Here is a 10,394-nt window from a genome sequence, read left to right as displayed (position 1 = left end):
ATGTCCTTCGTTTGGACTGACCGACTGAAGCGGGTCGGCACCCGGATCTCGATGGACGGCAAGGGTCGGTTCCTCGACAACATCTTTGTCGAACGCCTGTGGCGGTCGCTGAAATACGAGTGCGTTTATCTCCACGCTTGGGAAACCAGGTCAGAGGCCAAAGCTGGGATCAAAAAATGGATGGAGTTCTACAATCACAAACGTCCACATTCCGCCCTTGGCGGCAAACCACCTGCCGTGGTCTACTGGAGAAGAAATGAAACTGCCAACCCCGATCAGCAGGTGCAAAGAGTAGCTTAATTTACGCCAGATCCTGTCCAATAAATGGGGAGTAGCTTACCACTGAGGAGCATTTTGGCGCTCGAAGCCAGCCACACCACAATCGAGAAGTGCGGTAAGTTCCTGATTTGATAAGTCAGCATTCCGGTAATGTTGGAACACAAGATTTGCATCATGTGTGCCTAAGTGCGTCTCATCGTTACCTGATCGCGAGATGGATGCAGCTATGAGACGAAGTCGAGCCACCTCACTTGGTTCAGTTGCATCCCAATCGTCCAATCTGTCGAGTATCGCCGACAGGAAACGCTTTGCTTCGTCATCAAGCAACCCAGATGCATTTGCAGACGACTTCTCGCCGTCAATTTGGGCCATTGGCGGTTGATCATCTTCTATATTATCCCCTTCGGCGATGACCCGATCAGTAAATTCTCTCCAGCCAATTTCCATTAGTTTTGTACGGACGGCGCTTTTGAAAGAGTCCACGCCGCTAAAATCCTGAAAGAATATGGTCTTTTCATCAATGCACTTTTGGCAGAAATTCAGGACCTTCTTGATATCCGGACCTGGCTCCATACCTGAGGGTGCGTCGATTGCCTTAAAGAAGAGAGCCATGTCTTTCATAAGCCCGGCCTCTATGCGCTGTGCCGAACGGTAATACTCCGCTTCAAATCCGGATGTATATCCATCGGGTTCATTTGAAGGTTTAGACCCCCATTTGTCCCACATTATGCCAATGAAGTAGTCGCATCGATCAAGGTCTTCGTTAATTTTATCTTGCGCTCGCTGATAGCCGGGAATTGCCTCCTCCCATCCCATAAGCTTAAATAGCGGGCCCTAGTGATCAGCATTTTGCTGATTGATCTCTTTAACCACAGCGTGAGCTGCTACACGTTCCTTGCTCAATCCACTGGGCGACCCAATGAAAACGCGGATTAGCCTCAAGTTTTCCTGCAACTTACACCTCAGGGAATTTTTGAGAAAGCTAGACGATTTTTGAGGTGGTTTCTAGCTATGGCGGTTAATGGCTCGCGCAAAGTTAGCCCTTTCAACTTGCAACGTATGACCAACTTCCGCTTTGCGTAAACATTTTGCTAATCTTAGCGACCGCAGAGAACGGCAGCTCACCGCCCGTCGTGCAAAAAAAATGCGTGGATTACAGCAAGCTGACCGAGATTGTCGTGGAGGTAACGCGTTTCGCACTGCCAGAGGCAATATATCTGACCAAAAAGGCAGAACTTTGTGACAATTTACAATAGGAGTGAGAATGAGCACAAAGTTTTACCTCTGATGCTGGGTTTTTCGCTTTAAAATCAACGGACCAAAAATTCTTGGAATAGCCGAATTTGCCTCTTTGGTCAGATAAGCCTACCTCCCAGATTCCATGTAGTCTCATTGCGAAAACCTAAAAAACAATAATTCTGAGAAATGTGGGGGGGCTGACATGATTTCAACGAAAGCAGACGTTCAGCATGGGAAATATAAATGGCAACTATACGGACAAACCAAACTTGCGCACATGCGGCTATTGCTGACGCAGCATCGTTTTGCAGATGCGGCAGGGTCACTGCTGCCCCGCAGTGAAGATCACCGAACCAGACGTTCCCCATAGTTTCTTCGGATCGAACTAAGACTGCACATTCGCCGCAATTTGGTCAGACCAGCGAGGTGCGGACAAACCTGCCGTTAGTTGCAGGCAAATGAGTGTCTCCTTTTGGTAGTGCCGGATTGCTTGAGCGTAGCTTGCAAGTACCTTGATGTTGCAAAATATGGTACAATTTGTGTATATAAATGCAAAAAGTGCAATTATTAGAAGTCAAATGGACGACAAGCTCACCTCCACATTTTTACGGGTTTGCCAAGAAGGCTCGATCCGAGCCGTCGCAATTGCGCTTGAGCAAGAGCCATCCACCATCAGCCGAAGGCTCACTGCGCTCGAAACCGAAATTGGTATCCAATTGCTTGAACGCCGCAAAAAGGGGGTGAAACCCACGGAAGCGGGCGAATTGCTGTTGCGCCACTTGCGCGGGCAAGCAGCAGAGTTTGAGGCGCTTACGGCTGAATTTGACGCTTTGCGCGGCATGCGTCGGGGCCACGTTTCGCTGGCGGTTGGCGAAGGATTCATCAGCGACCTGATTAAGAACGCACTGCCTAGTTTCAAGAAAGTATATCCGGGGATCACCTTCACAATGCGCAGCGGGTCTACCGAAGTCGTCGTGCAAGACATCCAGAATGATGTGGCCCACCTAGGGTTTGTTTTTAATTCCATGCCGGATCGTCAGTGCAAAGTTCTGGCACATACAGCGCAGCCCTTGCAGCTTTTGGCTAACCCTACATCGGAATGGGCGAGAACAGTCGCACCGGTTTCAATCGGCAGCCTTGCAGCGATGCCGTTGGCCCTACTATCATCCGGTTCCGGCTTAGGGGCAATGGTGCGCGAGGTCGAGACGATCTATAGCGTGCGACTCCATCGGGCCTTAGAGGCGAACTCCCTGGCCACCATTCGGAACTTTGTACGCGAGGGGCTTGGTGTAACTGTCCTTCCGGCATTTGTTGTAGCGCAGGAGATCGCGGATGGCACCATCGTGGATTTACCTTTGGACGTGCCAGAATTTGCGCGGGGTGAGGTCAGCCTGATCGCTCGCTCGGGTCGGCGCTTGCCCGAAGTGGCAATGAAACTTGCCAATCACGCGATGCGATCTATGCGGGCGTTTCAAGCCTGACCGCGTATATGTTGCATTTAGTGCAACATTATTTCCAAATCGCTGCAATTCATTATCACTAGAAACTTGGGCTACACTCCCTCAAACATTGGGAGAGTCTCATGATCGGATTGGTTGGGCTGGGCGCCATGGGAGGCGGATACCTCGCGCGCTTGATGGAACAAAGCTGCGACCTGGTATGCTTTGACGCGATGCCAGAAGCCCGTGCGCGGGCGGAGGCGGCAGGGGCAAAAGTGGCAAGCTCTCTGGCCGACCTTAGTGCCTGCGAAACAGTCATCTTATCTTTGCCCAAAGCCTCAATCGTTGCAGCGGTGATGGAGGAGCTTGGCCCGCATTTGAAACCGGGTGCCATCGTTGTGGACACGTCAACGTCTGAACCTGACACAACCAAGCGGCTGGCAGCTGAGGCACGGGGGTATACCTTCCTAGATGGTCCCGTTAGCGGCGGCCCTCAGGGGGCGCGCACCGGAACGATGACCATGGTGGTTGGCGGGGACGAGGCCGCCTTTGCAAAAGTTAAACCGCTGCTCCAAAAGATGACAGGAAAGCTGGTCCATATCGGTCCGTCTGGCGCGGGTCACACCGTTAAAATCGCCAATAATCTGCTGTGCGCTGCGAACCTCGTGCTGATGAGCGAGATGGCGCAGATGGCCGAAAGGGCGGGCATTTCGCTCTCGGAACTGTTGACAGGGATCAACGCGGGGTCCGGTCGGTCAGGCGTGAGTGAGGTGAACTTTCCCAAATGGATTACGAATGAGGCTTACGATTCTGGCTTTACGATGGGCTTAATGCGCAAGGATGTTGGGCTCGCCACGGGACTGGCCGCACGGCTGGGCATCGACCTGCCCGCAACCGAGAACATAGCATCCATTTGGGAAAACAGCCGCGAGATGCTGGATGACAGCGCCGACTTCAACGAAATCTACAAATACCGGAACCGCTCCAATGCTTGATCGTATCGCTCATTACAAGTCGCTCTGTGCGGAGCTAAGCCTGTCAGATACGCCGCAAAGTTATGTAGGCGGCGCGTTCGTCACAGGCGGTGGCGCGAAGATCGCTTTAGAAGACCCGTTTTCGCGAGTCATCCTCACGGAATACCCCGATTGCGGGGCAGAGATTGCAAAGCAAGCCTGCGCGGCCTCCGACGCCGCCCAAAAGGTCTGGATGGCAGATTTCACAGCCGCTGGCCGGGGGATTGTGATGCAAAAGATCGCGAATATTGTGGATGAACGGCATGAAACTCTGGCTCAGGTCGAAGCGGTTGTTTCTGGCAAACCTATCCGCGATTGTCGGGTTGAAGTTGCGAAAGTCTCAGAGATGTTCCGCTATTACGCGGGCTATACGGACAAGCTGCACGGCCAAGTAATCCCTGTGCCCTCGGGCCATCTGAACTACACCGTACGCGAACCCTTAGGTGTGATTTTCCAAATCACCCCGTGGAATGCGCCTATGTTTACAGCGGGTTGGCAGGTCGCGCCTGCCATCGCCTGCGGCAACGGTGTGGTGTTGAAACCCAGCGAATTAACTCCTGTGACCTCGATCGCTTTGGCTGCCATTTGCGAGGAAGCAGGCGCACCCAAGGGGCTAGTAAACGTATTGGCGGGCCTTGGTCCCACGGCGGGGGAAGCGGCGATTGCACATGATGCCACGCGCAAAGTGGTGTTTGTGGGCTCTCCAGCGACGGGGCGGGTTGTTGCGACCTCGGCTGGTAAGGCGTTGAAACCTGTCGTGCTGGAACTCGGTGGCAAGTCGGCCAATATCGTGTTCGAAGACGCTGACCTTGAAGCGGCCTGCAAAGGTGCACAGGCGGCAATTTTCGCGACCGCAGGTCAAAGCTGTGTGGCCGGATCGCGGCTTTTGGTGCAAGCGTCGATCAAGGATCAATTCGTCAAGATGGTCGCGGACGGCATGCAGCAGTTGAAGGTCGGCGACCCGCTGGATAAGGCGACCGAGATTGGCCCCATCAGCAACCGCCGTCAATTTGACCACGTCACCGCCATGATTGGTCAGGCGGCGAAGGACGGGGCTAGTGTGCTGACCGGAACTAGCCACGAAGCCGACGCGCTTATCGTGCCTCCGACGATCCTTGCAGACCTTCCCCCCGGATCGGACGCCGCCCAGACCGAGATTTTCGGCCCTGTGGTCACGGTCCTTAGCTTCGAAGACGAGGCCGATGCCATCCGCATCGCCAACAGTACCGATTTCGGGCTGGCCGGTGCGGTTTGGACGAAAAATGTTAGCCTTGCGCACCGCATGGCTGCTAATGTTCGGGCGGGGACGTTCTGGGTGAACGGCTACAAGGCTATCCACGTGTCCACTCCCTTTGGCGGCTCACGCTCTTCCGGCTTTGGGCGGTCTTCTGGTATGGATGTGCTGATGGAATACACAGAACCCAAAAGCATTTGGGTCGAAACCGCCCAAGTGCCCCGCGTCGCCTTTGGTTATGCTCCGAGCGAGTGATATGAGCCTAATCGAAGACACCGCTCGCCTGTTTCACAAAGAACCCGCGCTGGCTGCGCTTTACGGTTTCACGCCGGGTGAGGTGCAAAGCAACACAGACCTGCTGGCCGCCGTGCTGGCTGGGCTGGTTCCGGACGCGCAAGCCCGCGGGCACGTGCGCGATCTTGTAAGCGAAGCCTTTGCCGAGGATGCCGGGGCTGTCGCGCTTGCACTAGACGACCTCGCCGCCACCGCTGAACGCGATATCAGCACCAACGCTGCGCATGTTTTGCTGTTCGCGCCCGGCTATCAGGGGCTGTTATCCTATCGTGCGTCTCGGGCACTGATGATGGCGAGACGGGAAACCGCGGCCACAGCGCTCAAAGCTTTGCTTGGGCGACAGTTGGGCATGGACATCGCGCCAGAGGCTCAGATTGGTCGACGTGTCTGGTTGGACCACGGGCTTGGCGTCGTGATCGGACGCACAGCGATCATCGAAGATGACGTGAGCATATGGCACGGGGTCACGCTGGGCTCGAATTTTGTCAGCATGGGGGGGCGGCGGCATCCGTTGATCGGCAAAGGCGCCGTGCTGGGTGGCCATTCTATCGTCTTGGGTGGCATTGATATTGGCGAAAACGCGGTTGTTGCCGCTGGTGCCATCGTCACCAAATCAGTCCCGCCCGGCAAAACTGTCTACGGCCCCAAGGCCACCATCCGCGACCGCAAGCCCGGCAGCTTTCACGGCTTCACATAAGAGGTTCCCTTGGCATTTCTTGGCATCGACCACCCTTTGATCGCAGTGCGTGATCTGGACAAAGCGATTGAGACGTTCCGCAGCTTGGGTTTCTTCATCGCACCTCCGGGGCAGCACCCTTGGGGGACCTCCACGGCGCTGGCTCTGTTTAACCATCAGATCCTTGAAATCGTCAGCATCGGGGACGCGTCGTTGTTGGACCGTTACGAAACAGGCGGCTTTCGCTTTGGACGGCACGTCGAGGAGTTCTTGGAAAAATCCGAGGGCGTTGCGTTAACTGCGCTTTTCACCGAAGACGCCGAAGAGGCAGAGGCGCAACTCGCTGCGCGTGGCATTTCTTGCACTGGGACGATCGACTTTGGCCGCGATATTGTCTGCGGCGATGGAAAGCCGGATCGGACCAAAACCACGCTTAAGATGTTCCGCAATGATGCAATGCCGCGCCTATCGGTTTTTGCCTGTCAGCAACATAGACGTGATTTGCTGGAGTTCCCAGACCGAATGGCTCACCCCAACGGCGCACATGGCTTTGCCGCTGCAACGATTGTGGCCAAGGGCAAAGCGCCAGTTCTAGATTGGCTAACCCGGATTCACGACGTCTCCGCGACCACGGATGCCGAAGGCTTTGACAGCGTCGAGACAATCAACGGTCACTGGCGGATCGTGACCCCGCAACAATTCCGGTCGATCTATGGGGCAGATTTGCCTGATGGGTTTTTGGCGGAGGGGCCACGAATTGCGGCATTAGATGTTCGTGTTCGTGACCTAGCTGCGGTTAGCGGATTGCCGATCACGACTGAAATTTCAAAAATAGGCGGAATTACGATGCGCTTTGTTCACTCTGGAAAACAGATTTGATTGCGCAAAAGCAGTCGTTCGTACGAGTTGCAGCGTCCCGCAAAATGGGCTCACGTTGAAGTTTCGCCGCCCAGTGCATGAACGACAGCCACAGATCATCCAATGAGTGCTCATCGCGGGGACGCCCGCGATTTCAGCGGCTTGGCCAAACGGTCAGTGGCCGGTGTTGGTCTGCGTGTCGCAACGGCATTGCCGCGCAAGCATTGGGCGGCAATGAGCCCTATTATTCCGAATGCTGCGCCTTGCATGAATGTCCGGATTTCGGTCGTTCTACATACATCCGCCTCGGAGAGCTGGTGGTGATATTGTCATCATGCCTGCGACCTGAGGAATGCTGCAATCGCGCTACGCCTCATGTAAACTGCCCAGTCCAAGGCTGTTGCTCCATTATGGATATCTTCGATACTCAGATCGGCATTCCCCTCAACCAACGCCACAACAGTATCGAATTGATCACTAGCGACGGCAGAATGAAGCGGTGTGCAGTGGCTGTGACCGCCGGGGGGATTGTATTGATCGGGATTTGCTCCTGCGGCAAGCAGATCGGAGACAATCTTGGAACGTCCAGCATTAGCGGAAAGGGACAAGGCCAACTGCAAGTCAACGCTTTGACCATCTTTTAGTAGGCGTGCGACAGCCTCCGCGTCACCGAGGGTAGCTGCTGCTGTTAAGGTCAAAGGCGCACCGCATTCAAGCAGCTCGCGGGCGGCTTCAAATTCGAGATGAGCCAACGCCGAGTGCATCGCCGTCGCAGGATCGGCCCCATAGCGGCACAGCAGTTTTATGAGTTCGGCCTGTACGCCACATTCACGGCATATCCGCCCAGAAGCAGCCAACCCGACTGTTTCATTCAAAGCCGTTTGGTTGCGCTTGGCACCTGCTTCCAGCAGAATTTCAGCGATCCGGACAGCATTTTTCGGCATCACTTCGTTTCGAAATGGATTCTCCGGTAAAAACTCCAGAAGCGTCGGATTGGAAAAATAGTTGCCGCCTTCGAATTGAGCCGTTTGGTGAATTAGGGCGGGATATTGTTCAAGATGCCGCACCAATCTGGCCTCATCGCCATCATCCATGAAATCAAGTGCTTGCTTGAACGGTCCGTCCGGCAAACGGTCGTTGTGGGAAAGTTGTAGCTCTTTGTGCTGCTTTTCAGCCAGAACTGTCTTCAACCGCGGCCAACTGGCGTAGCCGTACTCCCTGGCGATCGAAAGCTGCGCATCGCTTAGGCTAAATGTCTGAGAAGACATTTCGCTATCCGTAATGTCTACGAGCTTGGGGTGGAACTCTCGCAAGCGCTGGTATGCGTGTTTCTCTCCAGCGCGAAAATCGCGCAAAAGATCTTTTGCTTGATGCTTCAAATGGTCAAGGTTGGCAGATTCAGTAAGCCTTTTTGTAGGCATGGAACTTTCCTCATTTACGGCAGAATACCTGCATTATTCGCCAAAGGTCAGTTCATCTGACGTTCTTCGTGAAGAGTGGACTTCTGTCCTTTCCGCAGGCTGGGTGCGCCTCTTTGCGCAATTTCAGCATAACAAAAGCAAGCTTGGCCAACAAGCTTGAGCAACATAAGTGGACCTAGCCCTTCGTCGCGCGAATAGCAGCTAAATCCCGCGACATGTGAGTTGCCCTGCCAAACCTCGCTGCATGATGTTCGAACGGCCGAGTTTGCAGCCGCAATGCGGTACACCAAGCCGGGCACTTGCAGAAATTTCCGCGCTGCGAGCGCTTGCAGTAAAAAATGAAGACTTCCGCTGTGGGCTTATTTTGTTGAAAAACTCGTCCTTGATTGAGTGCCCCTTAGCTGATTCAATTCCTTTATTGGTTGGAGGATTTGGCGATGATGGGACCGAAGCAGGAAGCACAGGCGGCGCTGTTTTATGAGTTTTCGCTGGAGGATCATGTCCTGCAAGACCATCTGCTTCGCTCGATTGATCGGTTCGCTGATCTGGATGACATTCGCCAATATCTGGCCGAGTTTTACAGCCACACAGGCCGTCCATCTATCGACCCGGAACTGCTGATCCGCATGTTGCTTGTAGGATATTGTTTCGGGATCAGGTCTGAACGCCGTCTGTGCGAAGAAGTACATCTGAACTTGGCATACCGCTGGTTCTGTCGCCTCGATTTGTCTGATCCTGTGCCCAACCACTCCACGTTCTCCAAGAACCGGCACGGACGGTTCCGGGAAAGCAAGCTCCTGCGGCATTTGTTCGAGAAGACCGTCGCCCGGTGCATCGCGGATGGCTTGGTGAGCTGCCAGCGCCTTGCGGCAGATGCCAGCTTGATCGAAGCTGACGCAAATAAACAGAACTCTACACCAAAGAAAGACTGGGATCACAGCACCATTGCCCCAGCTGATGCGCCGCGCGCTGTGAAAGAATATTTAGACGTCCTCGATGACGCGGCTTTTGGTGCAGCATCGAAAGTCGATCCCAAGTTCACGTCACATTCTGATCCCGCCAGTCAGTGGAGTAAGGAGGATCAGAAAACGATCTGGGAGATCGTTTTCCCGACGAACGCGCGCAAAGGGCCAGCATTCTTCAGTTATTCGACCAATTGCCTGATCGATACCGATCATAGCGTGATCGTAGACGTTGAAGGCACGCGGTCGATCCGACAGGCTGAAGTCGGGTCGGTGCGCACCATGTTGGATCGGATCAAAGATCTACATGACATCAATCCTGAGCGACTGATTGCAGACAGTGGCTATGGATCTGGGCCAATGCTTGGTTGGCTCGTTGATCGCAACATCAAACCCCACATTCCCGTGCTAGATAAATCTGGTCGCACAGGCGGCACTTGGTCTCGCGCTGACTTTGAATGGGATGCCGAAAACAACCACTACATCTGTCCAGGAGGTGAGCCGCACAAGCAATTCCGGCGCAACTATTCTGATCCAAATCGTAGGCCGACCGGCAAAGGCGTCGCCAAATACCAGGCACTAAAACATACCTGTCAGGCTTGCCCATCAAAGATGAAATGCTGTCCGAACGCCGATGCGCGTAAGATCACGCGTGAAGAACATGAAGGCGCCCGTCAGATCGCCCGCGATATCGCCAAAACCAAGCAGTATGTGGTCTCGATGCGGCTCAGAAAGAAGGTTGAGATGCTCTTCGCCCACCTCAAGCGCATTCTCGGGTTAGGCCGCCTCCGATTACGTGGGCCATGCGGTGCAAATGATGAATTCCTCCTCGCAGCCACCGCTCAAAATCTCCGTAAATTAGCCAAGATCTTTCCTGCACCGCAGCAAACGAGCAAAGCCTGATAGAAAAGGCGCTCGCGTCCAGTTCAAGGCGTCACTTTCTGCGCTCGCAACACATTGTTTTTCAACAGAATCGGCT

Annotated in this window: 10 protein-coding genes; 8 read left to right on the top strand and 2 right to left on the bottom strand. The window is 54.3% G+C overall.

Annotated features, from left to right (window positions below; all coding sequences use genetic code 11):
• On the top strand, nt 1–300 hold a 300-nt coding region (locus BLP79_RS19285; protein WP_100269203.1), incomplete at its 5' end, for an integrase core domain-containing protein.
• Between the two features lie 36 nt (nt 301–336).
• On the opposite strand, the gene BLP79_RS19280 is transcribed toward BLP79_RS19285, so the two are convergent.
• A complete protein-coding gene (locus tag BLP79_RS19280; protein ID WP_090221321.1) occupies nt 337–1,095 on the bottom strand; it encodes a hypothetical protein in 759 nt (252 codons plus the stop codon).
• A gap of 1,001 nt (nt 1,096–2,096) precedes the next feature.
• On the opposite strand from BLP79_RS19280, the gene BLP79_RS19275 reads away from it, so the two are divergent.
• From BLP79_RS19275 to BLP79_RS19585, 6 genes are all read left to right on the top strand, one after another.
• Complete coding sequence (locus BLP79_RS19275) at nt 2,097–2,999, top strand: LysR family transcriptional regulator (RefSeq protein WP_170830522.1); 903 nt, start codon at nt 2,097–2,099, stop codon at nt 2,997–2,999.
• A gap of 101 nt (nt 3,000–3,100) precedes the next feature.
• Nucleotides 3,101–3,952, top strand: a complete 852-nt coding sequence (locus BLP79_RS19270; protein WP_090221319.1) for an NAD(P)-dependent oxidoreductase — start codon at nt 3,101–3,103, stop codon at nt 3,950–3,952.
• The gene (locus tag BLP79_RS19265) at nt 3,945–5,459 is read left to right on the top strand and encodes an aldehyde dehydrogenase family protein (protein WP_090221318.1); all 1,515 of its coding nucleotides are present in this window, start codon (nt 3,945–3,947) and stop codon (nt 5,457–5,459) included. Before BLP79_RS19270 ends, BLP79_RS19265 begins: the two co-directional genes overlap by 8 nt.
• A 1-nt stretch (nt 5,460) precedes the next feature.
• Nucleotides 5,461–6,195, top strand: coding sequence for a serine O-acetyltransferase (locus BLP79_RS19260; RefSeq protein ID WP_232716547.1), 735 nt, complete (start codon nt 5,461–5,463; stop codon nt 6,193–6,195).
• Between the two features lie 9 nt (nt 6,196–6,204).
• Nucleotides 6,205–7,053: a VOC family protein gene (locus tag BLP79_RS19255; protein WP_090221316.1), complete on the top strand. Its 849-nt coding sequence runs from the start codon at nt 6,205–6,207 to the stop codon at nt 7,051–7,053.
• 102 nt (nt 7,054–7,155) lie between these two features.
• Nucleotides 7,156–7,356 carry a hypothetical protein gene (locus BLP79_RS19585; protein ID WP_139163246.1) on the top strand — a complete coding sequence of 67 codons (201 nt, stop codon included), beginning with the start codon at nt 7,156–7,158 and terminating at the stop codon, nt 7,354–7,356.
• An 8-nt stretch (nt 7,357–7,364) separates the two neighbouring features.
• Here BLP79_RS19585 and BLP79_RS19250 read toward each other — a convergent pair whose 3' ends face one another.
• The gene (locus BLP79_RS19250) at nt 7,365–8,453 is read right to left on the bottom strand and encodes an ankyrin repeat domain-containing protein (RefSeq protein ID WP_090221315.1); all 1,089 of its coding nucleotides are present in this window, start codon (nt 8,451–8,453) and stop codon (nt 7,365–7,367) included.
• Between the two features lie 437 nt (nt 8,454–8,890).
• Between BLP79_RS19250 and BLP79_RS19245 the strand changes: the two genes are divergently transcribed.
• A complete protein-coding gene (locus BLP79_RS19245) occupies nt 8,891–10,318 on the top strand; it encodes a transposase (RefSeq protein WP_090221007.1) in 1,428 nt (475 codons plus the stop codon).
• The last annotated feature ends 76 nt before the right edge of the window (nt 10,319–10,394 follow it).

Source organism: Epibacterium ulvae, assembly GCF_900102795.1.
Lineage (GTDB): Bacteria > Pseudomonadota > Alphaproteobacteria > Rhodobacterales > Rhodobacteraceae > Epibacterium > Epibacterium ulvae.
Note: the sequence above shows the minus strand (reverse complement) of the source record. Positions and strands in the feature narration are given on the sequence as shown.